The organism is Pseudomonas sp. OG7 (assembly GCF_014192825.1).
GTDB lineage: Bacteria > Pseudomonadota > Gammaproteobacteria > Pseudomonadales > Pseudomonadaceae > Aquipseudomonas > Aquipseudomonas monteilii.
The window spans coordinates 255844-281253 of sequence record NZ_JACHYK010000009.1; the positions used below are offsets into that span (position 1 = coordinate 255844).

The 25410-nt window shown below is 62.4% G+C and carries 21 protein-coding genes and 1 tRNA gene; 9 read left to right on the forward strand and 13 right to left on the reverse strand.

The genetic code is table 11. The features are described 5' to 3' along the window. Positions 1-70: 70 nt before the first annotated feature. The 4 genes from FHW75_RS22120 (at position 71) to FHW75_RS22135 (ending at position 5806) form a co-directional block, all read left to right on the forward strand. The gene (locus tag FHW75_RS22120; RefSeq protein ID WP_019097158.1) at positions 71-367 is read left to right on the forward strand and encodes a hypothetical protein; all 297 of its coding nucleotides are present in this window, start codon (positions 71-73) and stop codon (positions 365-367) included. A 289-nt stretch (positions 368-656) separates the two neighbouring features. Continuing rightward, the gene (locus tag FHW75_RS22125) at positions 657-2462 is read left to right on the forward strand and encodes a phenylacyl-CoA dehydrogenase (RefSeq protein ID WP_019097157.1); all 1806 of its coding nucleotides are present in this window, start codon (positions 657-659) and stop codon (positions 2460-2462) included. 157 nt (positions 2463-2619) lie between these two features. Then, complete coding sequence (locus tag FHW75_RS22130; protein WP_019097156.1) at positions 2620-3903, forward strand: diguanylate cyclase; 1284 nt, start codon at positions 2620-2622, stop codon at positions 3901-3903. 124 nt (positions 3904-4027) lie between these two features. Continuing rightward, positions 4028-5806, forward strand: coding sequence for an acyl-CoA dehydrogenase C-terminal domain-containing protein (locus tag FHW75_RS22135; protein WP_019097155.1), 1779 nt, complete (start codon positions 4028-4030; stop codon positions 5804-5806). Positions 5807-6085: 279 nt separating this feature from the next. Here FHW75_RS22135 and FHW75_RS22140 read toward each other — a convergent pair whose 3' ends face one another. Further along, positions 6086-7009: a LysR family transcriptional regulator gene (locus FHW75_RS22140; RefSeq protein WP_012270171.1), complete on the reverse strand. Its 924-nt coding sequence runs from the start codon at positions 7007-7009 to the stop codon at positions 6086-6088. 210 nt (positions 7010-7219) lie between these two features. Here FHW75_RS22140 and FHW75_RS22145 point away from each other — a divergent pair, with 210 nt between their 5' ends. Further along, on the forward strand, positions 7220-8500 hold the full coding sequence (locus FHW75_RS22145; RefSeq protein WP_019097154.1) for an aspartate aminotransferase family protein: 1281 nt from the start codon (positions 7220-7222) through the stop codon (positions 8498-8500). A gap of 152 nt (positions 8501-8652) precedes the next feature. Further along, positions 8653-8811 (forward strand): YqaE/Pmp3 family membrane protein, encoded by a 159-nt coding sequence (locus FHW75_RS22150; protein ID WP_009681539.1) that lies wholly within the window; start codon positions 8653-8655, stop codon positions 8809-8811. Positions 8812-8844: 33 nt separating this feature from the next. Here the strand turns inward: FHW75_RS22150 and FHW75_RS22155 are convergent, their stop codons facing one another. From FHW75_RS22155 to FHW75_RS22195, 9 genes are all read right to left on the reverse strand, one after another. Next, positions 8845-10668, reverse strand: coding sequence for a S9 family peptidase (locus FHW75_RS22155; RefSeq protein WP_183674577.1), 1824 nt, complete (start codon positions 10666-10668; stop codon positions 8845-8847). Then, entirely contained in the window at positions 10634-11794 is a 1161-nt protein-coding gene (gene pqqE / locus FHW75_RS22160; RefSeq protein ID WP_019097152.1) for a pyrroloquinoline quinone biosynthesis protein PqqE, read from the reverse strand. The genes FHW75_RS22155 and pqqE overlap by 35 nt, the downstream gene beginning before the upstream one ends. Continuing rightward, the gene (gene pqqD / locus FHW75_RS22165; protein WP_003255595.1) at positions 11766-12041 is read right to left on the reverse strand and encodes a pyrroloquinoline quinone biosynthesis peptide chaperone PqqD; all 276 of its coding nucleotides are present in this window, start codon (positions 12039-12041) and stop codon (positions 11766-11768) included. The genes pqqE and pqqD overlap by 29 nt, the downstream gene beginning before the upstream one ends. Next, positions 12038-12793 carry a pyrroloquinoline-quinone synthase PqqC gene (gene pqqC, locus FHW75_RS22170; protein WP_183674580.1) on the reverse strand — a complete coding sequence of 252 codons (756 nt, stop codon included), beginning with the start codon at positions 12791-12793 and terminating at the stop codon, positions 12038-12040. The genes pqqD and pqqC overlap by 4 nt, the downstream gene beginning before the upstream one ends. A gap of 9 nt (positions 12794-12802) precedes the next feature. Continuing rightward, positions 12803-13714 (reverse strand): pyrroloquinoline quinone biosynthesis protein PqqB, encoded by a 912-nt coding sequence (gene pqqB, locus FHW75_RS22175; RefSeq protein WP_019097150.1) that lies wholly within the window; start codon positions 13712-13714, stop codon positions 12803-12805. A 79-nt stretch (positions 13715-13793) separates the two neighbouring features. Beyond that, positions 13794-13865, reverse strand: coding sequence for a pyrroloquinoline quinone precursor peptide PqqA (pqqA, locus tag FHW75_RS22180; protein ID WP_003243383.1), 72 nt, complete (start codon positions 13863-13865; stop codon positions 13794-13796). Between the two features lie 171 nt (positions 13866-14036). Continuing rightward, positions 14037-16325 (reverse strand): pyrroloquinoline quinone biosynthesis protein PqqF, encoded by a 2289-nt coding sequence (gene pqqF / locus FHW75_RS22185; protein WP_183674583.1) that lies wholly within the window; start codon positions 16323-16325, stop codon positions 14037-14039. A gap of 82 nt (positions 16326-16407) precedes the next feature. Continuing rightward, positions 16408-17202: a carbon-nitrogen hydrolase family protein gene (locus tag FHW75_RS22190; protein WP_027615915.1), complete on the reverse strand. Its 795-nt coding sequence runs from the start codon at positions 17200-17202 to the stop codon at positions 16408-16410. Between the two features lie 14 nt (positions 17203-17216). Then, positions 17217-18899: an NAD(P)/FAD-dependent oxidoreductase gene (locus FHW75_RS22195; RefSeq protein ID WP_016714578.1), complete on the reverse strand. Its 1683-nt coding sequence runs from the start codon at positions 18897-18899 to the stop codon at positions 17217-17219. A 475-nt stretch (positions 18900-19374) separates the two neighbouring features. Between FHW75_RS22195 and FHW75_RS22200 the strand changes: the two genes are divergently transcribed. Then, a complete protein-coding gene (locus FHW75_RS22200; protein WP_183674587.1) occupies positions 19375-19665 on the forward strand; it encodes a hypothetical protein in 291 nt (96 codons plus the stop codon). Positions 19666-19669: 4 nt separating this feature from the next. Here the strand turns inward: FHW75_RS22200 and FHW75_RS22205 are convergent, their stop codons facing one another. Beyond that, positions 19670-20131 (reverse strand): Lrp/AsnC family transcriptional regulator, encoded by a 462-nt coding sequence (locus tag FHW75_RS22205; RefSeq protein WP_016484597.1) that lies wholly within the window; start codon positions 20129-20131, stop codon positions 19670-19672. Between the two features lie 135 nt (positions 20132-20266). Here FHW75_RS22205 and FHW75_RS22210 point away from each other — a divergent pair, with 135 nt between their 5' ends. Next, complete coding sequence (locus tag FHW75_RS22210; protein WP_027610117.1) at positions 20267-20821, forward strand: serine acetyltransferase; 555 nt, start codon at positions 20267-20269, stop codon at positions 20819-20821. Between the two features lie 218 nt (positions 20822-21039). After that, positions 21040-21354, forward strand: coding sequence for a hypothetical protein (locus FHW75_RS22215; RefSeq protein WP_260308832.1), 315 nt, complete (start codon positions 21040-21042; stop codon positions 21352-21354). Between the two features lie 103 nt (positions 21355-21457). Here FHW75_RS22215 and FHW75_RS22220 read toward each other — a convergent pair. Together FHW75_RS22220 and FHW75_RS22225 are read right to left on the reverse strand one after the other, a co-directional pair. Further along, positions 21458-21534 (reverse strand) — tRNA-Ile (locus FHW75_RS22220). A 16-nt stretch (positions 21535-21550) separates the two neighbouring features. Next, entirely contained in the window at positions 21551-25294 is a 3744-nt protein-coding gene (locus tag FHW75_RS22225) for a bifunctional diguanylate cyclase/phosphodiesterase (RefSeq protein WP_027610116.1), read from the reverse strand. Between the last annotated feature and the right edge of the window lie 116 nt (positions 25295-25410).

Here is a 25410-nt window from a genome sequence, read left to right on the forward strand (position 1 = left end):
AACGGGCCTTTTCACGGCAGGCCTGCTTTAATTGAGCCTGTTCGTCATCCAGCGTCAATGGAGTCCTGACATGGAAATCACCGGTAGCTCCGCCTACTACGCGGGCCTGAGCGCAATCCAGACCGGCCAGAACCGCGTCGATCAGGCCGCCGGCCAGATCGCCAACACCACCGCCGAACGTACCGCCACCAGCCAGTCCAGCGACTTTCAGGCTGAGCGTTTGCGCGCGGTCGACCGCAGCCAGCAGATGGACCTGGCCACCAGCACCGTGCAGATGGCCTTGGGCAAAACCGAAGTCGGGCTTGGCGCAAAGGTGGCCAAGGCATCCGACGAAATGCTCGGCCGGATTATCGACACTTACGCCTGACAGTTCGCCCCTTCGAATTTAACCCAGCCCCGGTGGGAGCGGGCGTGCCCGCGAAAGCGTCAGGTCAGGCACCTTAATGGCCTGATCGGACGCTTTCGCGGGCACGCCCGCTCCCACAGGAGCATTGTTTTCTCTAGGTTTGGCGTATTTGCCATTTTTCGTGGCGTAAATGGCACCATAGTCCATCCTTGACAGAACGCGGTGCTAAACGTAAGTTTCAAACAACTGTTTGATAAGACGGCCGCCAAGAGCTGGTCACCCCACAGAACTGACTCAGAGGTTCATCGCAATGCCTGATTACAAAGCCCCCTTGCGTGATATCCGCTTCGTTCGCGACGAGCTGCTTGGCTATGAGGCGCACTATCAGAGCCTGCCGGGCTGCCAGGACGCCACGCCTGACATGGTCGACGCGATCCTCGAAGAAGGCGCGAAGTTCTGTGAGCAGGTGCTTTCGCCGCTGAACCGTGTGGGTGACCAGGAAGGCTGCACCTGGAGCGAATCGGGCGTTAAGACCCCGACTGGCTTCAAGGCAGCCTACGAACAGTTCGTCGAAGGCGGCTGGCCGAGCCTGGCCCATGACGTCGAGCACGGCGGCCAGGGCCTGCCAGAGTCGCTGGGCCTGGCCCTGAGTGAAATGGTCGGTGGTTCGAACTGGTCGTGGGGCATGTACCCAGGCCTGTCCCATGGTGCGATGAACACCATCTCTGCGCACGGCACCCCCGAGCAGCAGCACACTTACCTGACCAAGCTGGTGTCCGGTGAGTGGACCGGCACCATGTGCCTGACCGAGCCACACTGCGGCACCGACCTGGGCATGCTGCGCACCAAGGCCGAGCCACAGGCTGACGGCAGCTATAAGGTGTCGGGTACCAAAATCTTCATTTCGGCCGGTGAACACGACATGGCCGACAACATCGTCCATATCGTCCTGGCCCGCCTGCCGGACGCACCGGCCGGTACCAAGGGTATTTCGCTGTTCATCGTGCCGAAGTTCCTGCCTAACGCCGAGGGCGGTGTGGGTGAGCGCAACGGCGTGAGCTGCGGCTCCATCGAACACAAGATGGGCATCCACGGTAACGCTACCTGCGTGATGAACTTCGATGCGGCCACCGGTTACCTGATCGGCCCGGCGAACAAAGGCCTGAACTGCATGTTCACCTTCATGAATACCGCTCGCCTGGGTACCGCGCTGCAAGGCCTGGCCCACGCCGAAGTGGCGTTCCAGGGTGGCCTGAAGTACGCCCGTGAGCGCCTGCAGATGCGCTCCCTGACTGGCCCGAAAGCGCCGGACAAGGCTGCTGACCCGATCATCGTCCACCCGGACGTGCGCCGCATGCTGCTGACCATGAAGGCCTTCGCCGAAGGCAACCGCGCGATGGTGTACTTCACGGCCAAGCAGGTGGACATCGTCAAGTACAGCCAGGACGAAGAAGAGCGCAAGAAGGCCGATGCCCTGCTGGCGTTCCTGACCCCGATTGCCAAGGCGTTCATGACCGAAGTCGGCTTCGAGGCCGCCAACCATGGTGTGCAGATCTACGGCGGCCACGGCTTTATCGCCGAGTGGGGCATGGAGCAGAACGTACGCGACAGCCGTATCTCCATGCTGTACGAAGGCACCACCGGCATTCAGGCGCTGGACCTGCTCGGCCGTAAAGTGCTGATGACCCAGGGCGAAGCACTGAAGGGCTTCACCAAGATCGTGCACAAGTTCTGCCAGGCGCAGGAAGGTAACGAAGCGGTCAAGGAGTTCGTCGAGCCGCTGGCGGCAATCAACAAAGAGTGGGGCGAGCTGACCATGAAAGTGGGCATGGCCGCCATGAAGGACCGCGAAGAGGTGGGTGCGGCCTCGGTCGATTACCTGATGTATTCCGGCTATGCCTGCCTGGCCTACTTCTGGGCCGACATCGCCCGCCTGGCGGCCGAAAAACTGGCAGCCGGCACCAGCGAAGAGGCGTTCTACACCGCCAAGCTGCAAACGGCGCGTTTCTACTTCCAGCGCATCCTGCCGCGCACCCGTACCCATGTGGCGACCATGCTGTCGGGTGCCAACAACCTGATGGCGATGGACGAAGAAAACTTCGGCCTGTCGTACTGATCCTACCGCTGTACACGGAACCCGCCTGCCCTCACCGGCAGGCGGGTTTTTCGCATCTGGGGCCAATTGACCCAACGGCAAATTCAACTGTTCATGTGCACTGCCGATGAACTAAGGGCACAATGCCACTATTGATCTGCCGGGTTGGAGATTACCCTTGTTTCGTCTTAATGCTGTTCGCGCAAGCCACTTCCTGCCTTCGCTGTTCTTGTTGCTGGCAGGGCTCGCCGCAGCCTATGTGAGAGACCTCAGCGTCTTTTTCACATCGCTGTTCAATGTCTTGCCTACTTTGGTTCTGCTGCTGGGCGGCGCCTACTGCGCCGTGTATCGCCGGCAACGTGAGCTGTTCCTGATGCTTACGGTGTACATCGCCTACTTTCTGCTCGACACCCAGACCGACTTCTACCGTGACCATGGCCGCGTGCGCGAGGACGCGGCGGTAATCTTCCACCTGGTGTGCCTGTTGCTGCCCACGCTGTTCGGCTTGTATGGCGCCTGGCAGGAACGTACCCACTTGCTGCAGGACCTGGTTGCCCGCGGCGCTGTGCTGTTTGCCGTGGGCAGCGTGGCGGTGGCCCTCGAACAAAGTTACCCCGAAGCCCTGTTGAGCTGGTTGGCGGAAATCCGCTGGCCAGCCTTGCATGGCCAGTGGATGAGCCTGATCCAGATGGTTTACCCACTGTTCCTCGTAGTGTTCATCCTGCTGGTAGTGCAATACCTGCGTGCCCCCAGGCCGCTGCATGCTGCGCAGTTGACCGGCCTGCTGGGCATTTTCTGGATGCTGCCGCAAACGTTCATCCTGCCGTTCACCCTTAACATCATGTGCAGCCAGGTGATGTTGATGATCGCCGCAGCGGTAGCGCACGAGGCCTACCAGATGGCCTTCCGCGACGAGCTGACCGGTCTGCCGGGGCGCCGCGCGCTGAACGAGCGCATGCAGCGCCTGGGGCGCAACTATGTGATCGCCATGACCGACGTGGACCACTTCAAGAAATTCAACGATACCCATGGCCACGACGTGGGTGACCAGGTGTTGCGCCTGGTGGCCAGCCGTTTGTCCAAGGTGACTGGCGGCGGCCGGGCCTACCGATATGGCGGCGAGGAGTTCGCCCTGGTGTTCGCGGGCAAGACAGCCGAGGAGTGCGTGCCCCACGTGGAAGCGGTGCGTGAGGTGATCGCCAACTATGTGATGCACCTGCGCGATCAGTACAACCGCCCGCAGGACGATACGGCCGGGCGCCAGCGCCGGGCGGGCAGCAGTGGCGGCACGGTGTCGGTCACCATCAGTATCGGCGTGGCCGAGCGCCAGGCCGATCATCGCAACCCCGAAGCGGTGCTGAAATCCGCCGACCAGGCGCTGTACAGCGCCAAAGGCGCGGGACGCAATTGTGTCATGGTGCATGGGCAACAATCGCAGCGAGGGGCCGTACGCACCGCGTGACCATGCAATACTGTATGGTCAATTGATGACCCTATGTCTCGTAAAAGTTGTTCGGTTACACTGCCAGTAACCCCTGTGTCGCGGTTCCCCGAGACCGCCCCGACCCGACTAGCGAGAGGTTGTCATGGCTGACTATAAAGCGCCCCTGCGCGACATGCGCTTCGTACTGAATGAAGTCTTCAACGTGGCCGAGCAGTGGGCGCAGTTGCCCGGGCTGGCTGACGTTGTCGATGCCGACACCGCTCTGGCCGTGCTGGAGGAAGCCGGCAAGGTCACCGCCAAGTCCATCGCGCCGCTCAGCCGTGCCGCAGATGAAGAAGGTTGCCACTGGGACAACGGCGCTGTGCGCACCCCCGCCGGTTTCATCGAGGCCTACAACACCTACGCCGAAGGCGGTTGGGTCGGCGTGGGTGGCGACCCGCTGTTCGGAGGCATGGGCATGCCCAAGGCCATCTCGGCCCAGGTCGAGGAAATGGTCAACGCCTCCAGCCTGGCCTTTGGCTTGTACCCGATGCTGACCGCCGGTGCCTGCCTGTCGATCAACGCCCACGCCAGCGAAGCGCTGAAGGAAAAGTACCTGCCGAACATGTATGCCGGCGTATGGGCCGGTTCCATGTGCCTGACCGAGCCGCACGCCGGGACCGACCTGGGCATCATCCGTACCAAGGCCGAGCCCCAGGCCGATGGCAGCTACAAGGTCAGCGGCACCAAGATCTTCATCACCGGTGGCGAGCACGACCTGACCGAGAACATCATCCACCTGGTGCTGGCCAAGCTGCCGGACGCACCGGCGGGGCCGAAAGGTATTTCGCTGTTCCTGGTGCCCAAATTCCTCGTCAACGAAGATGGCAGCCTCGGTGCACGCAACCCGGCCACTTGCGGTTCGATCGAACACAAGATGGGCATCCAGGCCTCGGCTACCTGCGTGATGAACTTCGACGAAGCAGTCGGCTATATCGTCGGTGAGCCGAACAAGGGCCTGGCGGCCATGTTCACCATGATGAACTACGAGCGCCTGGGTGTTGGTATACAGGGCCTGGCCTCGGCCGAGCGCTCCTACCAGAACGCCGTGGAATACGCCCGCGACCGCCTGCAGAGCCGTGCCCCTACTGGCCCGCAGGCCAAGGACAAGGCCGCCGACCCGATCATCGTCCACCCGGACGTGCGCCGCATGCTGCTGACCATGAAAGCGCTGATCGAGGGCGGCCGCGCCTTCTCCACCTACGTAGCCATGCAACTGGACAGTGCCAAGTACAGCGAAGATGCCAGTGTGCGCAAACGCAGCGAAGAGCTGGTGGCGCTGCTCACGCCGGTGGCCAAGGCCTTCCTCACCGACCTGGGGCTGGAGTGCGCGGTGCATGGTCAGCAGGTGTTCGGCGGGCATGGCTACATTCGCGAATGGGGGCAGGAGCAGTTGGTGCGTGATGTGCGCATCACACAGATCTACGAAGGCACCAACGGCATCCAGGCCCTCGACCTGATGGGGCGCAAGGTGGTGGCCAGTGGTGGCGCGTACTACCGGTTGTTCTCCGACGAGATCCGCCAGTTCATTGCCAGCGCAGGTGGCGAGCTGGACGAATTTGCCAAGCCGTTGGCGGCCAGCCTCGACCAGCTCGACGGGCTGACTGAGTGGGTGCTGGAAAAGGCCAAGGGCAACCCGAATGAAATCGGCGCGGCTTCGGTCGAGTACCTGCATGCGTTTGGTTATGTGGCCTACGGCTATATGTGGGCACTGATGGCACGGGCGGCCAAGGCGGGTGAGGGCGACGAGGCGTTCTACTTGGGCAAGCTGGGTACGGCGCGGTTCTACTTTGCGCGGTTGCTGCCAAGGGTGGATTCGCTGGTGGCGTCGGTGAAGGCGGGCAGTGAATCGCTGTACCTGCTGGATGCCGAGCAGTTCTGACGTATTTAGGGGCCGCGCGGCGGCCCCGATTTTCGGTATGTCTGGGAATGAATCCCCTTTGTAAGCTTTTTCCTACACGACGTGGTGACTTTTCACCACTGTTCTCAGATTGGATCCACGGTTAATCTTTACCCCATGGACGTTGCGCAGGAAGCGCAAAGGACAGATCAAGGAAGACGACGAAGGACCACCTGCCAGGATGGCGGGGCGATACGGATGTCACAGGGAAACAGTCTGGAAAACCCCGCTTCGGCGGGGTTTTCTTTGTGTGCGTGTTTTTCAGGCCAGCACATCCAGCGGTGATGCGCCCAACAGGCGGGCGTCCGTCTCTTCTTCCAGCAGCGTGCGCAGTAGCTCCACAGAGGCCTGCTGGCGCTGGGCATCGCGGAACACCAAGCCAACCTTCAGCGGCACCCGTGGCTCGCTCAATGGTTTCCACAACAGCCCCTGATCATCTTCGGCGGCCTCCTTGGCCCGCCCCGGCAGGATGGTTGCCAGCGCCGTGTGCGCCAGGCTGTCGAGAATACCCGCCATGTTGTTCATCTCAGCCTGAACCTGCGGTCGACGGCCCTGGCTGGCCAGTTGCGCCTGCCAGATCTGACGGATCTGGAATTCTTCGCCAAGCATCAGCATGGGCAATTCGGCAGCCTGGCGGATAGACACCTTCTTGAAATCCTTCAGCGGGTGAGTATCTGGGATGACCAACTGCAGCTCGTCTTCATACAGCAGCAGGCCATGCAACCCGGGCTGGCGCGGTGGCAGGTAGCTGATGCCGATGTCCAGGCTGCCGTTGAGCAGGCGCCGTTCGATCTCCAGCCCCGACAACTCGTAGATCTGCACGACAAGGTGCGGCTGTGCCTTGCGTAGCCGTTCGAGCAGCTGTGGCACCAGGCTCGGTCGCACGGTCTGCAGCACGCCGATGGCCAGGGTGCGTAACGACTGGCCCTTGAAGTTGCGCATGGCTTCGTGGGCGCGCTGTAGGCCGTCAAGCAAGGGCAAGGCATGGTTGTACAGGGTATGGGCAGCCAAGGTGGGCAACAGGCGCTTGTTGCTGCGCTCGAACAGGCTCAAATCAAGGCTGTGCTCCAGTTGCCGGATCTGCTGGGAGAGTGCCGGCTGGGACAGCGACAGGCGTTCTGCAGCGCGGCCCACGTGGCCTTCTTCATACACCGCGACGAAATAACGCAGTTGGCGGAAATCCATAAGTAACACTTATCGAAAATGCTGGAAAAACGAAATGGTCGAAAACCCTTGCGAAGCCTAGTCTATCGCCGTATTCCAACGGGTTACAGCGATGAATCGTTCGATTGTTACCCCGGATGAAAAACACTTTTGATAGGCAAGGCAAAATATCGAGTGGCGGCACCAAGACCGCACCGTTGCCGCCCCTTACCGTGATTGGTTGGAGCCCTGATGAACCTGTTCAACCTGCGCCGCTCGGCCCCTGTCGCTGCCGCTGAGCCCAAGCGTGCGCCGGTGATCGTGCCGCAAGCCGATGAGCTGTCGCGTGATCGCCTGATGCCCAGCGCCGAGCGCGCAGCGCAGGTGTTCGTGCGCGGCCAAGGCTCCTGGTTGTGGGACAGTGAAGGGCATGCCTACCTGGACTTCACCCAAGGCGGCGCGGTCAACAGCCTGGGCCACAGCCCCAGCGTGCTGGTGAAAGCGCTGAGTAACCAGGCCCAGGCGTTGATCAACCCGGGGTCGGGTTTCCATAGCCGTGGCTTGCTGGGGTTGGTGAACCGCTTGTGTCAGAGCACTGGCAGCGACCAGGCCTACCTGCTCAACAGTGGTGCCGAGGCCTGCGAAGGCGCGATCAAGCTGGCGCGCAAGTGGGGCCAACTGCACCGCAACGGCGCCTATCACATCATCACGGCCAGCCAGGCCTGTCACGGTCGCAGCCTGGGTGCTCTGTCGGCGTCCGACCCGCTGCCATGCAACCGCTGCGAGCCTGGGCTGCCGGGGTTCAGCAAGGTGCCGTTCAATGACCTGGCGGCACTGCACGCCGAGGTGGATTCACGCACCGTGGCGATCATGCTCGAGCCGATCCAGGGCGAGGCGGGCGTGATTCCGGCAACCCAGGAATACCTCAAGGGTGTGGAAACGCTCTGCCGCGAACTAGGCATCCTGCTGATCCTCGATGAGGTGCAGACCGGTATTGGCCGCTGTGGTGCGCTGCTGGCCGAGGAAACCTACGGCGTGCGTGCCGACATTATCACCCTGGGCAAGGGCTTGGGCGGTGGGGTGCCACTGGCCGCCTTGCTGGCTCGGGGTACGGCGTGCTGCGCCGAGCCTGGCGAACTGGAAGGCAGCCACCACGGCAATGCACTGATGTGCGCTGCCGGCCTGGCGGTGCTGGACACCGTGCTTGAGCCTGGCTTTTTCACGCAAGTGCAGGACAACGGCCGTCACCTGCGTGAAGGCCTGAGCCGGCTGGCCGGGCGCTATGGCCAGGGCGAAGTGCGTGGGCAAGGCCTGCTGTGGGCATTGCAACTCAAAGAAAACCTGGCCCGTGAACTGGTGGCTGCGGCGCTGCACGAAGGCCTGCTGCTCAATGCGCCACAAGCGGATGTGGTGCGTTTTTCACCTGCGCTGACCGTGAGCAAGGGCAACATCGACGAAATGCTGCTACGCCTGGCACGCGCTTTTGCCCGCCTTCATGCCCAGCAGCAGGCCCGCCGCGAAGTGCCGGCCTGACTGTGTAGCAACACTGAGAATTCAACGAACCGTCTGGCGTTCCTGCGCATCGCCCCTGGCCTGTTTCATTCGGCCCGGGGCGTTTTTTTTGCCTGTGGAACCTCTGCGTAGAGCGGCTAGTCTGTGAGATAACACCTTCAGGAGAGACTTGCATGGACTTTATTCGCATCATCATCGCCATCATCCTGCCGCCGCTTGGCGTGTTCTTGCAGGTGGGGTTTGGCGGGGCGTTCTGGCTGAATATTCTGCTGACCTTGCTGGGCTACATTCCGGGGATCGTGCATGCGGTGTACATCATCGCCAAACGGTGAGGTTTTCCGGGGCCGCCAAGCGGCCCCGGTATTTCAACCTTTCAACACCCGGCAATAGAACTTCCACTCTTCTTCCAGCGCATGCGCCAGGTTCTCTGCCTTGCGGAACCCATGCCGTTCCCCCGCATAGAAGTGCCCCTCGGCCTCAATCCCGTTAGCCTGCAGCGCCGCCAGCATCGACCGCGTCTGTTCCGGCACCACCACCGCGTCCAGCTCACCCTGGAAGAAAATCACCGGCACCTTGATCTGCCCCGCATGCAGCAGCGGCGTGCGCTGGCGGTAGCGCTCGGCATCCTGTTGCGGATCGCCGATCAGCCAGTCCAGATAATCGCCCTCAAACTTGTGCGTGGCCCGGCCCAGGGCAACCGGGTCGCTGACCCCGTACAGGCTGGCACCGGCGCGGAACACGTCGTGGAAGGCCAAGGCACAGAGGGTGGTGTAGCCACCCGCGCTTCCGCCACGGATGAACGCCTTGCGTTTGTCGACCAGGCCCTGAGCCGCCAGGTACTCGACCGCCGCGCAGGCATCGGCCACATCGCTTTCGCCCCAGCGCAGGTGCAATGCCTGGCGGTATTCCCGGCCATAGCCGGTGCTGCCCCGGTAATTCAGGTCGGCCACGGCAAAGCCGCGCTGGGTCCAGTACTGGATGCGAGGCTCGAGCACCGGATAACAGGCCGAGGTCGGCCCGCCGTGGATGAACACCACCAGCGGCGTGGCGCCTTGTGAGTGCGCTGCGGGGTAGAAGAATCCGTGGGCCCGCTCGCCGTCACTGCCATAGTGAATCGACTGCGGCAGGCTGATTTGCCCTGCCGGCAGTATCTCGGCCCCCCCGGCAAGCACACGTACTTCGTGGTTACTGCGGTCGATGGCAATCACTGCAGGCGGGCTGATGGGCGAGGCGGCAATGGCATAAAGGTGATCGCTGTCCATGGCCAGGCTGCGAAAGCGCGTGTAGCCACTGGCGAAGCGCTCCATACGTCCATCGGTGTTACGCAGCCCCAGTTGCCCGAAGCCGTCTTTGAACCAACTCGCCAGATAGCTTTGCGGCCCCAGTGCCAGCCAGGTGCAGGTACCCAATTGCCAGGGCGCAGCAGCATGGTCCGCAGTCTCGGCAGGCAACGCCTGCCAGTGGCCATCGACCTCGCCCCAGGGCTGCCAGAAGCCATTGCGGTCGGACAGGCCGTAGAGTCGGCCTTGGGCATCGAAACGCGGTTGTTGCAGCGATTCATCATCGCTTGCCACGCATTGCACGGGGCCCCAGTGGCCACTGCTGTCGCGTGAGCGGCACATCAATCGGGTGATAGTCCAGGGCTGTGCCGGCCGGTCCCATTCGATCCATGCCAGGCGCATGCCATCTTCACTCACTGTGGGTGAGGCGTAGAAATCGGCGCCCTCGGCGAGCACCACCCGGTCGCTCTCACTCAACGCGACAAGCCGATGCTCCACCTGCTCGGCATGGCGTTCCTCGACGGCCAGCACATGGCCATCGTGCCACTGCACATCGCCGTAGCGGCAGCTGACATCCTGGGTCAGCGCACGCGGTTGCGAATCGTCCAGCGGCTGGGTGTAGACCTGCTGGTCCTTTTCGTTGACGAACACCAGCCCGTCGCCACCCAGGCAGAAGCTACCACCGCCGTACTCGTAGACCCGGCTGCGCACGCTGAAGCCATCCGGCGTCAGGCAGCGGGCCTGGTGGTACAGCCAGTGCCAGATACGGCAAGCACCATCGGCCGGGCGGAACTCGATCCAGAACAGCCCGTCGGCGCTGGCTTTGAGTTCGGCGAAGTCGGTGCCGGCGGCAACGGCCTGGGCCGCGCTGAATTCAGCCACGGGCGATGACACGGGAGTTTCGTTCATTGCGGAAGGTCATCTGTTCAATGGCGAGCTGGGCGCTTTCAGCCTCCTCGCGGGCCTTGAGGATGATGCGGTGGTCGGCCGACTTGGCACACACCGGGTCGGCGTTGCTGGCATCACCGGTCAGCATGAAGGCCTGGCAGCGACAGCCGCCGAAGTCCTTTTCTTTTTCGTCACAGGAGCGGCACGGTTCGCGCATCCACTCGTAACCACGGAAGCGGTTGAAGCCAAACGACTCATACCAGATGTGGTGCAGGTCGTGGTCGCGGACATTGGGGAACTGCACCGGCAGCTGGCGGGCGCCGTGGCAGGGCAGCGCGGTGCCGTCCGGGGTAATGGTGAGGAACAGGTTGCCCCACCCATTCATGCAGGCCTTGGGACGCTCTTCGTAGTAGTCCGGGGTGACGAAGATCAGCTTGCACGGGTTGCCCTCGGCCTTGAGTTTGTCCCGGTATTCGTTGGTGATGCGCTCGGCCCGCTCAAGCTGCGCACGGGTCGGCAGCAGGCCCAGACGGTTGAGGTGCGCCCAACCGTAGAACTGGCAGGTGGCAAGCTCGACGAAGTCTGCTTCCAGGGCGATGCACAGCTCGATGATGCGGTCGATCTTGTCGATGTTGTGCCGATGGGTAACGAAGTTGAGCACCATCGGGTAGCCGTGGGCCTTCACGGCGCGGGCCATCTCCAGCTTTTGCGCAAAGGCCTTCTTCGAACCGGCCAGCAGGTTGTTCACCTGCTCGTCGCTGGCCTGGAAGCTGATCTGGATATGGTCCAGGCCGGCCTTCTTGAAGTCAGCGATACGCGCTTCGGTCAGGCCGATGCCCGAGGTGATCAGGTTGGTGTAGTAACCCAGCCGGCGGGCTTCGCCGATCAGCTCAGCCAGGTCCTGGCGAACTAGCGGTTCACCGCCGGAAAAGCCGATTTGCGCCGCGCCCATCTCCCGCGCCTCGGCCATGACCTTGAACCACTGCTCGGTGCTCAGCTCCTGGCCCTGGGCGGCAAAGTCCAGCGGGTTGGAGCAGTACGGGCATTGCAGCGGGCAGCGGTAGGTGAGTTCGGCCAGCAACCACAGCGGCAGGCCGACCTGCGGCGTGGGCGGCAACTCAGGCGAGGACGATCCAGTGTTCGGCACGGGCCACCTCCATGAACTGCTCGATGTCGTCGGCGACTTCCGGGACATCGGGGAATTGCTGTTCGAGTTCGCTGATGATGGCGGCCACGTCACGTTGGCCGTCGATCAAGCCGCCAATCAGGCTGGCGCTGTCGTTGAGCTTGATCATGCCTTCGGGGTACAGCAGCACATGGCCTTTCTGCGCCGGTTCGTACTGGAAGCGGTAGCCGGGGCGCCAGTTCGGCACCTGATTGCGGTCGAAACTCATAGGGTGATCCCCTTGTGCCACACCCGTTCCTGGGTGACGGAATGATAGGGCGGGCGGTTCAGCTCGTAGGCCATGCTCATGGCGTCGAGCATGCTCCAGAGGATATCCAGCTTGAACTGCAGGATCTCCAGCATACGCTCCTGGGCCGCGCGGGTGGTGTAGTGCTGCAGGGTAATCGCCAAGCCGTGCTCTACGTCACGACGAGCCTGGCCCAGGCGGGTGCGGAAGTATTCGTAGCCGGCCGGGTCGATCCACGGGTAGTGCTGTGGCCAGCTGTCCAGGCGCGACTGGTGGATTTGCGGGGCGAACAACTCGGTCAGCGAGCTGCTGGCCGCTTCCTGCCAGCTGGCGCGGCGGGCGAAGTTGACATAGGCATCGACGGCAAAACGTACGCCGGGCAGCACCAGCTCTTGCGAACGCAGCTGGTCCGGGTCCAGGCCGACAGCCTGGACCAGGCGCAACCAAGCTTCGATGCCGCCGTCCTCGCCGGGCGCGCCGTCGTGGTCGAGCAGGCGCTGGATCCACTCGCGACGTACTTCGCGGTCCGGGCAGTTGGCCAGGATCGCGGCATCCTTCATCGGGATGTTGACCTGGTAATAGAAGCGGTTGGCTACCCAACCCTGGATCTGCTCACGGGTGGCGCGGCCCTGGTACATCGCCACGTGGTACGGGTGATGAATGTGGTAATAGGCGCCCTTGGCGCGCAGGGCCTGCTCGAATTCGGCAGGTGACATTGGCAATGCGTCGCTCATCAGGCCTCCTTACAACTCAATGCTCATTCCGTCGAAGGCAACTTCGACACCGCGGCGCTGGACTTCGGCGCGCTCCGGGGAGTCTTCATCGAGGATCGGGTTTGTGTTGTTGATGTGAATAAGCACTTTGCGCTGACGCGGGAAAGCGTCCAGCACTTCGAGCATGCCGCCCGGGCCGTTCTGCGCCAGATGGCCCATTTCGCGGCCCGTGCGAGTGCCCACGCCACGGCGTTGCATTTCATCGTCTTCCCACAGCGTGCCGTCGACCAGCAGGCAGTCGGCGCCGTGCATCATCGCCAGCAGCTTGTCGTCCACCTGGCCCAGGCCTGGGGCGTAGAACAGCTTGCCGCCGGTGCGGGTGTCTTCGACCAGCAGGCCCAGGTTGTCGCCCGGGTGCGGGTCGAAGCGGTGCGGCGAATAAGGCGGTGCGGCGCTGCGCAGGGGGAATGGGGTGAACTTGAGGTTTGGGCAGGCCTCGATAACGAAGCTACCTTCCAGCTCGATGCGGTTCCACTGCAGGCCACCGTTCCAGTGGCTGAGCATGTTGAACAACGGGAAGCCGGTGGTGAGGTCCTGGTGGACCATGTCGGTGCACCACACCTGGTGCGGGCAGCCTTCACGCAGGCTGAGCAGGCCTGTGGTGTGGTCGATCTGGCTGTCCAGCAGCACGATGGCGTTGATGCCGGTGTCGCGCAGGGCCCGGGCTGGCTGCATCGGCGCGAAGGCCTGGAGCTGGGCGCGGATGTCGGGCGAGGCATTGCACAGCACCCAGTGTACGCCGTCGTCGGACAGGGCGATGGACGACTGGGTGCGCGCGGTGGCCCGCAGGGTGCCGTCACGAAAGCCCTTGCAGTTGATGCAGTTGCAGTTCCACTGCGGGAACCCGCCACCGGCGGCGGAGCCGAGAACCTGGATGTACATGGCCACTCTCTATGCAGAAAACCGGATCGGAAAAACGAAAACGCCCCGGCAGGCCGAGGCGTGGAACCCTAAGCCGGGCTTAGCGGTTAGCGAAGTACATGGTGACTTCGAAGCCGATACGCAGATCAGTGTATGCAGGTTTGGTCCACATGGGATTACTCCTTCCGGATGGGTTTGGGGTTGCTCAGTTACTACTTGGGTACCACCGCGCAAAGGCGGTTCCCGGAACTGGGATTGCGCTATCTTACAAGAAAAATTTGTACTGGAAGGTTAATTATTCGAAAAGTGCCGTTGCATGTTGCGTAACAATCACGGGCCTGGATCACTTCCACGTAGGGGTTGGCGCGGCAGCGTTGGCCAAACACAACCAGGAGGCGTCTGCATCGAGCAGGTTACCCAGCAGGTTGTCCAGATCCGTCTGCCGCGTGTTCAGAATAGCCCTGCGCAACGTATCCAGCCTGCCGGGTTGTGTAGCCAGGTGTGTCTGCCACGCCCATTCGGCGACATCGGCGTTGGCCATGGCCGGTTCATCGAATTGACTGGCCAGGGCTTGTTGGGTGCCTGGGTCAAGGGTGACACCCTTGTTGAGTAGCGTGAGCAGGTGGTCGAGGATTTGTGCCTGGTGGGTATGAGGCGATTGCACCCCGAACAGCAGGCCGCCGACCCCCTCTATCTGACGAAAGGTACTGAATACCGCATAGCCGAGTTGCAGTTCCACCCGCAGCCGCTGGTAAACCGGCCCTTGCAGCAGTTGCGCGAGCAGGCGGCCGCTGGCTTCGCTGGCGGCAGGTAGCGGGCAGAACAGCAGCATGGCGTGTTCGCTGCCCGGTACTTCGGCATGCTGCCAACGGCGTTTGGCCCAAGTGGGCAGGGGGCTAGGCAGCGAGCCGCGCCCCGGGCAGTGCTGTAGCGCAGTGCCCAGGGCGCTCAGGGCTGAATCGTCGAAGCCTGCGACCAGGCCGTGCCAGCGTGTGTGCTGCCACAGCTTGTCGAGTTGCTGCTGCTCCAGCGTACAGGTAGGGCCAGTTGGGGGCGGGGTGCCGAGCACCGCGTCGGGCAGTTGCTTGAGCAAGGCCCTGATGGGGATCAGCGCCGCTGTTGGCGTTGTGCAAGGCAACCAGCATCTGGCCGGGGGGGTGACCATCAACGCCAAGGCCTGCGTCACTGCCCGCAGCACCGCTGCCGGTAGCCCGGCGCAGCGTAACTGCCAGTATTCCCCGGCAGCCGTGAATTGCAGTTGTACCGAGGCGCGTTCACAGCGCTCCTGCAGTGGCGCCAGGGCCTGTTCGAGCACACCCTGCAAACGTTGGCGCAACGGTGAGGGTACGTGCCAGCGCAGGTAGAGCGCTGCGTATTGGCGGGCACCAGGGAGCTGCTCACTGACCCTCAGCGCTGCCGGTAGCGGTATGGCATTGGCCTGGGGCAGATCAGCCATCAGCAAGGGGTCGACCAAGGGCATGTGCCATTGGCCATACACGTTGCATGGCAGGCCTTGCAGCACGGCTTGAAGGGCCTGCAAACCGTGCGCATCCAACTGGGCAAACGGCTGCCCCGTGCTGTCACGGCGGGCCAGTTCAAGTGCACTGGCGCTGCGTTCGCGGCTGTGCTGCAACAGGCCGAATTCGCGGTTCAACAGCTCAAGGTCGGCCTGGCGGATGAAGCTGAACCAGCCGTGCAACAGGGCGCTGGCTTCGTCTGGGCAGGCGTCGGCGCTGAGCTTGAGGTCGAGGTGCCACAGCAACTGGCCGGCAAAGGCATACAGTGTTTCGGCCTTGAAACGTTGCAGCCAGCCACGCTCGCGAAGTGCACCCAGCCAGGTACCCGGGCGGCTGTCGCCGAGGCAGGCGATCAGCAGCTCCAGCGCTTGCTCGGCACCTGCCGGGAGGTTTTCGTGAGTGAAGGCCAGTGGTGTAGCCGTCGCCGACAATGGCGGCGGTTTGATTTGCGGCACATGCTTGCCTGTGGCGAACAGCGTCGCATGCTGCCGGCCAAATTGCTCCAGCTCATCCAGCGGCTGCGGCCCGCACAGGCTCAAGACGATCTGGCCGCCCTGGTAGAAGCGTTGGTGGAAGCCCGTCAGTGCTTGCTGAAAGGCAGGGGCCTGCAGGGCCAGGGTATACCGGTTGCCGGCATGAAATGCGCCCAGCGGATGGCCTTGCGACACCGACTGCAACAAGGCGAATTGCTGCTGGGCCTGCGGGTTGCGTGACCAGGCAATGAACTCGGCGTGGATCACTTCACGCTCGCGGCGTTGGCGCTCGATGCCCAGATCCGGTTCGGCCAGCATCTGGCAGAGGCGCTCAAGGCCCCCGGCCAACGCATTGGGCGGGACTTCGAAGAAAAAGTCGGTGGTGCGTTCCCGGGTGCTGGCGTTGACCTGGCCGCCCAGGGTCTGCACGTAACGCATCAGGCCGTCGTCCAGCGCAAAGCGTGGGGTGCCGAGGAAGAACAGGTGTTCGAGGAAGTGGGCCAGGCCCGGCCATTTGCCCGGTGCGTCGTGGCTGCCCGCATGCACCCGCAGTGCGGCGGCCGAACGTTTCAGGCGCGGGGCGTGGCGCAGTGTCAGTTGCAGGCCGTTGGCGAGAGTGAGGTGGCGGATGGCGTCAGGCATGGGGGCTCCGGTTGCTGCTGTCCATGCTAACCCATTTGTTTGCAGGCCCGGCCCTTTCGCGGGCTTGCCCGCGAAAGGGCCATCAGCCTTTACGCATGTGCAGTTCCTGACGCAAATCGTTCAGGTACGGGAATGCCTCCCGCCCCTGCACAACCTGCTCATGTTCCAGCTCGGCCAGCAACAGGCATTCATCCCGCCCGCCCATGGCCAGCAAACTACCATCCGGGCCGATGATGCTGCTCTGCCCGCAATACTGGATCTCGTCTTCCGCGCCGCAATAATTGGCATACACCAGGTAGCACTGGTTCTCCTGCGCCCGTGCCCTTACGGTCACCTGGCAGATGAAGTCATACGGCGCCATGTTCGCCGTCGGCACCAGAATCAGCTCGGCACCCGTCAGCGCCAGGCGTCGGGCGTTTTCCGGGAACTCGATGTCGTAGCAGATCAGCAGGCCGACTTTCCAGCCTTCAAGCTCTACCACCGGAAAGTGGTCCGGGCCTGCGCTGAACATCGAACGGTCCAGTTCGCCAAACAGGTGGGTCTTGCGGTAGTTGCACAGGCTGCGGCCATGGGCATCGATCAACTGCACGCTGTTGTAGATCGCGCCATCGTTCGCCCGCTCCGGATAGCCATAGACAAGGGCAATGCGGTGCGCCTGGGCGATTTCCGCTACCTCCATGGCCGCCGGGCCATCGTCAGCTTCGGCCAGGCGCTCGACCCGGGGCAGGCCGATGTTGTAGCCGGTCAGGAACATCTCCGGGCACACCAGCAACTGTGCGCCGCGCTCGGCTGCCAACTGCGCCTGATGGCGCAGCCGTTGCAGATTGCCGGGCACATCCAGTGGCTTGGGTGCGCCCTGGAACAAAGCGATGCGCATGACGCCTCCTTGATTCAGTCTGCCAGGGCAATAGGGCCGATTTCATCGAACACATCGCCTGGGCCTGGGTTGTCCGGGTGGGTGTGGCCACCGAAGTGGTTCATGATACCCCACACCGCATTCAGCGATGTTTGCACTGCGCCCTCCACCCAGGCGGGTGTCCACGATACATCGTCACCGGCGATGAACATGCCGCGCTGCTCGGCGGGCATGTCCTGCTGCATGAAGTGTGCGTACATGCGCTGGTTGTAGCGGTAATGACCCGGCAGTGCGCCCTTGAAGGCGCCCAGGAAGTGCGGATCAGCCTCCCACGAAATGGTGATCGGGTCGCCGATGATGTGCCCGGCGATATCGGTTTTCGGGTAGATCTTCTTCAGCGCATCCAGGGCCAGCTGCACGCGCTTTTCCACCGGATGCGGCAGCATTTTCAGCGCATCGCTCATCCACGCATAGGACAGGCAGATCACCCCCGGCTTGTCGTCGCCGTTGTCGAACAGGTAGGTGCCGCGGGTGAGGCGGTCAGTGAGGGTCATGCTCATCAGGTCACGACCGGTTTCCGGGTCTTTGTCCTTCCAGAATGGCCGGTCGACCATGACGAACGTCTTCGATGACTGCATGTAGCGGGTGCGGTCCAGGGCCATCCACATCTTTTGCGAGAACAGTGATTCCTCGCAGTCGATCTGGGTGGTCAGCAGCCAGGTCTGGCAGGTGGCGAGCACGGCGCCGTAGTGGCGAGTGTCGCCCCAGTTGTCGGTAACCGCCAGGCGGCCGTCAGCAGCGCGGGCGATGCGCTTGACCCCGGTACGCGGTGCACCGCCATGCAGGCCGCTCAGGCTTGTGCCCTCCGGCCAGTGGGCGCAGCGCTCCGGCACATGGCGCCAGATCCCTTGCGGTACCTGCTCCACACCGCCGACGACCAGGTGTTGGTGGTCGTCGCAGTTGGTCATCACCACGCGGAAAATTTCCAGCATCGAGTTTGGGAAGTCCGAGTCCCAGCCACCGGTGCCGAAGCCAACCTGGCCGAACACTTCGCGGTGCTGGAAGCTCAGTTTGGCGAACGAACGTGAGGTGGCGACGAAGTCGTAGAACGTGCGGTCGTCCCACAGTGGGACCAGCTTGTTCCACAGCGCTTTAAGGCGCGGTACATCCCGATCGCGGATGGCTTGCTGGATGTCGGCGAACTGGGCACCGCTTTCCAGCGCATCGGCCCAGGCGTCGGCCACTTCGTGGAACAGCTTGGGCAAGTCGGTGGTTTTTTCGGCGTAGTAGGTCTGGCCTTCAAGGTCGATCACGGTGCTGCCCGAGGCTGGGGTCAGCGGGTTGGGGAAAGGCTTGGTTTCCAGGCCCAGCTTGTCCACGTAGTGGTAGAAGGCAGTGGACGACACCGGGAAGCGCATGCCGCCCAGCTCGGCGATGATCCCGTCGGTGCCATTGAAGGCTTGCGAACGCAGCCGGCCGCCCAGCTTGGAGGCCTCGTACACCACCGGCTTTAGGCCTAGCTTCATCAGCTCGTAGGCCGCTACCAGGCCGGCAATACCGGCACCCACGATGGCCACTTCTTCACCCTGGCGCTCAGCCGGAATACTGCCCAGGCCTGCGGGGTGCTCCAGCCAGTCATCGAAAGCGAAGGGGAAGTCCGGGCCGAAGATGGTGATGGGCTTTTTGCCGTCGGCGGGGTGGCGGTTTTTCTTGTTCATGAAATGACCTTGCCAGAGGGGCTGCGCGGGTGGCGGAGCCTGAGTATAGGAGATGGCTGGAGGTCATTTTAAGGAGTAGGGGAATCGTAATTAAGGTGCATATTGGTGTCTTAATGTATTGCTTTTCGTCGAAAACATAAGTTTAAAGTTATTTATGACGAAGTGTTTGTAGTGCGATTTGCTGCGCCTATCAGATCGAGCGCCGCCCGCGCGGCGCTCGATCTGATAGGCGCAGTAAATTGCAAGACAAGCACCTGGGCCTCACGCGGCCTCTCCGGCGGGCATAAGTACACGTTGGACGGGGTGTGAGCAGCTAGAGGCGCACTGCTAAGGCAGCTGTGCGCGGGCAGGCTTTGCCTGGCCGGGTATGCGCCTCCAAGTTCGCCGGTTCTCACCTCGCGCATGGCTGCCACCCAATTCCCGTGAGAAGGGAGCGATTGGCCGCCAGTCATCCCTGTGATCTGGAGGCTATACCATGACTGACCGTTTGCCCGATCAACCTGTAAAACTGCAAGCCACCGCTGAAAAACCCTTTTGTAACTGCGAATCCAGCCACCCGCCGTTATTTGCCATCCGTCCTGGCATCGACCCCGCCGACGCTCTAGTCCACGCCTGCCTGCTGGCCCGTGGCCTCAACCAGATTGTCACTGACTACGCCCAGCACCACGCCCCCGAGCGTAGCCGAGACATCGTCTGGTCGATGCAGCATTCTGCCGAGAGCCTTTCGGCGATTCTGGAGGGGCTGCTCGACGGCCAGGAGGCCTGATTGATCAGAGCGGCTGCCCCCGGTCCACCTTGCTGCTGAGAATGATCGACGTGGTGGTCTTCTCCACCCCGTCGACACTGCCGATCTGGTCGAGCAACTGGTCCAGCTGTTCGGGTGAATCCGTAAGCAGCCAGGCCACGTAGTCGAACTCGCCGCTCACTGCGCACAGCTGCTGCACTTGGCCCATGGCACTCAAGCGCCGCACCACTTCCTTGCCGGAGCGCGGCTGCACCTTGATCCCCACATACGCCTGCAGCCCGCCTCCCAGCACCCGCTGACCCAGACGTACGCCATAACCGGAGATGACCTTGTTCTTCTCCAGACGCTCCAGGCGCGAATTGACGGTGGTGCGGGCGATACCCAACTGGCGGGCGAGGGTGGCGACGCTTTCGCGGGCGTTGATTTGCAGCAGGGCGATCAGCTGGCGATCGATTTCATCCAGCGTGATGGAGCGGGAATCCGACATGGCGAGTCTCTACGGTTGGCCTGCTAGCCTATCGAGCGACTGCCAATCAGGGCAAGACCGCATCTACAGCGACCGCGCTGGCCTGAAGGCTGGGCCTTCGGCATGATGAAACGCTAGTCCAACGAGAACCTGAGCGTGAACCTCGACAACCTGCTCGAATGCTGGCGACTGGAAGTCTCCAACAAGAAAAGGCCAGGACGCCGTATCAGCCTGCTGTTCAACGTACTGCGCCGCGCACGCAAGGACAACAAACTGCGCTTTCTCTTTGCCTACCGCCTGGCCCAATACCTCGATGCTCGCGGCGGCCTGGCCCGGCGTCACGCTCGGCGCATGCAACAACGGCTCAACCTCAAGTACGCGGTGGACATCGACATCGGCGCACAAATCGCGCCCGGCCTGCGCATCGCGCACCTGCCGGGGGTGGTGATTACCCGGCATGTCAGCATCGGGCGCAATTTCTTCATTCGCCAGAACTGCTCTATCGGCATCAAGACGCTCGGGCTGGAGGAGTACGCGCTGCGCATTGGCGACAACGTGAGCATGGGTGCGAACAGCTGCATCGTTGCTGATCGCATCGTTATTGGTGACGACGTGGTGATTGGCGCGATGTCGCTGGTTACGCGGGATATTCCGACTGGGATGGTCTTCTACAACCAGAGGCAGGTCGAGATGCGGCCGATAGGCGAGTAAGGGCTCACAAAATCTAACGATTAATCCCTGCGGTATTAGCCGTTGTAAGGTCGAGAATGGTCCGCTCATGAGGCGGAGTTCGGAACCGAACCCATGATCACCAATCATTTTCAGTAGAGCGAGGTCGTTGCTACGCCCGCGAGTACCTTGCGACTAACCTTTGCGGACAGGCAGCAACTCACTGTGGCTCTGGATGAAATCATCCGGAACACGCATCTTTGGCTCCTCTTGCCGACCCTAAGGTATTCGCACCGGCTGCAATGGGTGAGTGCAACGACACGATCATCCGGGCAGGTGACGACAATCTTGAGCTTGCTGCCGCCAACCTGCGCGTACGCGCGGTCGAACAAGCAGGGGAGTGTTCGCATGAGCTTATCTGGAACTGGATGGCCCAGCATGGGTTGACGTTGGATCGTGCAGCTCAGGAGCTGGGTTTGAGCTGGCGCCTGCTGGCTTACTACCGAAGCGGCGAGAAGCCTGTGCCTAGGACAGTCGCCCTGGCAATGAAGGGGGGAAGCGTTGCGGATGGCTGATGTGGTAAGCGCAGCGGCAGGACATGCCTCGAAGAAACGGGCGCGATACCTAAAAAGACAACGGGCACAAAAAAGCCGCGCAATTGCGCGGCTTTTTCATATCTGGTGGGCCCACACGGACTCGAACCGTGGACCAAAGGATTATGAGTCCTCTGCTCTAACCGACTGAGCTATAGGCCCTCAGTAAGTGGCCGGATTATAACGAGGGTTTCGCACCTGTGCCATCTGAAAGATCCGATAGTGCTATGCGAAGAAACGCGGCCGCAAATTCCTCGGGTGGCAGTGGCAGGCTGACGATGTAGCCCTGGATCTGCTCGCACCCCTCCGCTGCCAGAAAACGCTGCTGGGCCTGGTTTTCAACACCCTCGGCAATGATCGCCAGTTGCATGCTGCGGCCCAGGGCGATGATCGCACGGGCGATGGCAGCGTCGTGTGGGTCGTCAGGCAGGCCACGGATGAACGATTTGTCGATCTTGAGGATGTCCAGCGGCAGGCGCTTGAGATAGCTCAGTGATGAGTAGCCGGTGCCAAAGTCGTCGATGGCCAACTGCACGCCCAGTTTTTTCAGCTGGTACAGCACGGCCAAGGCCTCTTCTGCCTGGCTCATGATGAAGTTTTCGGTGATTTCCAACTGCAAGTCGCCGGCCTTGAGCTGGTGCTGCTTGAGCAGTTGCTCGATGCGTCGGGCCAGGTGTGGGTGGCGTAGCTGGGCGCCGGCGAGGTTGATCGACAGCGGGCCGAACGGTTCGTAGTGTTGCTTCCAGGCCTGCATCTGCCGGCAGGCTTGCTCCAGCACCCAGTCGCCGAGCTGGAGAATGGTGCCGTTCTCTTCCGCCAGGTGGATGAAGTGCTCTGGCGGTACTTCACCAAAGGTGGGGTGGCTCCAGCGGATCAGCGCCTCGGCGCCTACCAGGCTTTGGGTCTTGAGGCTGAGCTTGGGCTGGAAGCACAGGCTCATTTCGTTGCGTTCGACGGCGCGGCGCAGCTCGTGCTCAAGGGCGATGCGCTCGCTGGCCTGAGCGGTGAGGTCGCGGGTGTAGGCTTCGACGCGGTTGCGGCCTTTGGCCTTGGAGCGGTACATGGCCGCGTCGGCGTTGCGGATCAGTGTCGCGACATCAGTGCCGTCCTGTGGGTACAGGCTGATGCCGATACTGGCGCTGGTGAAGAACTCGTGCTCACCGGCCTGGAACGGCGCGACGAAGCAGGCCAGCAGCTTGTTGGCGATGGTGCTGGCGTCACTGGGCTTGTGCAGGCCAGGTAGCAGGATGATGAACTCGTCGCCGCCCAGGCGGGCCACGGTGTCGACGTCACGCACCTGCTCCTTCAGGCGCTGAGCGATGCCTTTGAGCAGCAGGTCGCCGACCGGGTGGCCCAGGCTGTCGTTGATGTGCTTGAAGCGGTCGAGGTCGAGGAACAGCACCGCGCCCTGGCGGTTTGATACTTGCGCGCAGGTAAGCACGGCCTGCAGGCGGTTCTCGAACAGGGCACGGTTGGGCAGGCCGGTCAGCGGGTCGTGGTGGGCCTGGTAGTCGAGCTTGGCCTGGGCGTGCTTGAGGCTGGAAATATCGGCAAACACGGCCACGAAATGGGTGATCTCGCGCTCGTTGTTGCGCACCGCACTGATGGTCAGCCAGCCGGGGTACAGTTCGCCGTTCTTGCGCTTGTTGTAGATCTCGCCTTGCCAGTGGCCTTCGTCGGTAAGCTGGTGCCACATGGCGGCGTAGAAGGCACTGTCGTGTTGGCCGGAAGCGAGCAGGCGCGGGGTTTGGCCAAGGGCTTCGATTTCGCTATAGCCGGTGATTTCGCTGAAGGCGCGGTTGACGGCACTGATACGTTGGTCGATGTCGGTGATCAGCACGCCTTCGGCGGTGTTTTCGAACACGGTGGCCGCCAGTTGTAGCTTTTCCTGCATCAGATGGCGTTCGGTGATGTCGCGGGCAATGGTCAGCATGCAATCGACGCCGGCAATCGGCAGGGGCCTGGCGGATAGCTCGCAGAGGCGGATCTGCCCGTCACTGCGGCGGATGTGGCAGGTGAAGTCGCGCACGAAGCCGTCGCGGTTGAGCTGGTCGACCAGGCGCTTGCGCTCGTTGAGGTCGACCCAGATACCCAGGTCCAGCGAGGTCTGGTCGATGGTCGGGTTGAGGTCATAGCCGGTGAGGCGGCAGAAGCCCTCGTTCACCTCCAGCAGCAAACCGTCGCTCTGGCGCGACAGTAACAGGCCGTCGGGCGAGGCGTGGAAAGCTTTGGCGAACTTCTCTTCCGAGGTTTGCAGCTGTTCCTGGGTTTCCTTGAGCTGGCTGATATCGCGTACTGCCACCACCAGCGCCGGGGTGCCGTCGAGCTCGAAGGTTTCGGCCGAGGTAAGGCCGGTGAACAGTTGGCCGTTGCTGCGGCGGAAGCTCATTTCAAGGTTACGGATACCGCCCTGGTGCAGGCGTTCGAGCACCCGCGGGCCGCTGCCTTCGACACCCCACAGGTTGAGGTCGGTGGCGGTACGGCCAATCACCTGGCCTGGGGTCAGGCCGATCTGTTCTTCGAAAGCTTCGTTCACCTCCAACAGGCAACCGTCACTGTGACGGGCGATTAGCAAAATATCGGGGCACTGCTGGAACACCGAGGCGAACTTCTGTTCGGACAAACGCAGGGCATCTTCGGTGCGCTTGGTTTCGCTGATGTCGATCATCAGCCCGCGCATCACCGGTTGGTGGCCGTGTTTGATCATGCTGACGATGTTGCGTACCCAGAGGGGTTGTCCGTCGGCCCGGATTACCCGGTAATCCAGGCTGTGGTCGCGCCCGGCTGCAGTTTCGCTGTCGCAGTAGGCCTGGGCCCAGAGGGCGTCTTCCGGGTGCAGAATGCTGCGCCAGAAGCCAGGCTTGAGCCAGTCATTCAGGGGGTAGCCGAGCAGGTCTTCGGCATGCGGCGAAACGTAGCTGTAGGTGAAGTCGTTGGCATCGGCTTCCCAGGCGATGGCCGACAGGCTTTCTATCAAGCCGCGGTAGTGGTATTCGCTGCTGCGCAGCTCCTGCTCCAAGGCAATGCGCCGTGAAATTTCCGAACTGAGGCGGCGGTTGATGCGGATCACCACGGCCAGTACGGCCATCAGCAACAACACCGTTGGCAGGCCATACACCAGCAGGTCGGACCAGAACATCCGCTGGTCGACCACATTGCCTACCCAGCGCTGTTGTATCTGGCTGACTTCGCTGCTGCTCATGTCGGCCATCACTTTGTCGAGAATACCGACCAGTACGTGGTTGCTGCGGGGGACGGCCATCGCCAGTTGGTAGCGATAGGGCGTTTCGCCACTGACGTAGAGGCCGTCGAGCTTGAGCTGGCGCAGGCTCCAGATGCTGGAAGCGAGGTCGCCGACGACGGCATCTACCTGATCGGTGGCCAAGGCCTGCAGCGTGGAGCTTACATTGGGCAGTGCGACCAGGTTGAGGTCCGGGTGGTGGGTGCGCAGCAACTCGTGGGGGGCGTAGTTTTCGACCACAGCGATTTTCAGGCCGTACAGGTCCTCCAGTTTGCGCGGCTGTGCGCCGCCTTTGTGGGCAAGGATGACAATGGGAAAGTCGAGGTATGGGCGGGTGAAAGCCAGGTAGCCCTGGCGTTCAGGGGTAGACATGATGCCGGGCAGCAGGTCGATACGGCTTTCGCGCGCCTGCGCCAATACCTCGGTCCAGCTACTGGGTTCGACCGGTTTTAGCGTCACACCCAGACGTTGCTGGATCATGGCGATGTAATCGGCGGCCAATCCCTGGTACCGGCCCTCCTGGTCGCGAAACTCGAACGGTGGCCAAGAGGCGTCGACACCCAGGCTTAGCTGCGGGTGGGCAGCCAGCCAGGCTTTTTCCTCGTCTGTCAGGGTCAGGGCGCCGGCCGTTGTGTTCCACAGCATCAGGAGCAGCAACAGAATGGCCGGCTTCAAGGACATGGCAGCCTCGCATTCAGGTGGTCTGAAGTCGAGTGTAGACGGGCATTGCGGCAGATGTGCAGTGGAAGCCGGGCTTTATGTTTCGGGCCACTAAAGAAAAACCCCGGCCTGGGCCG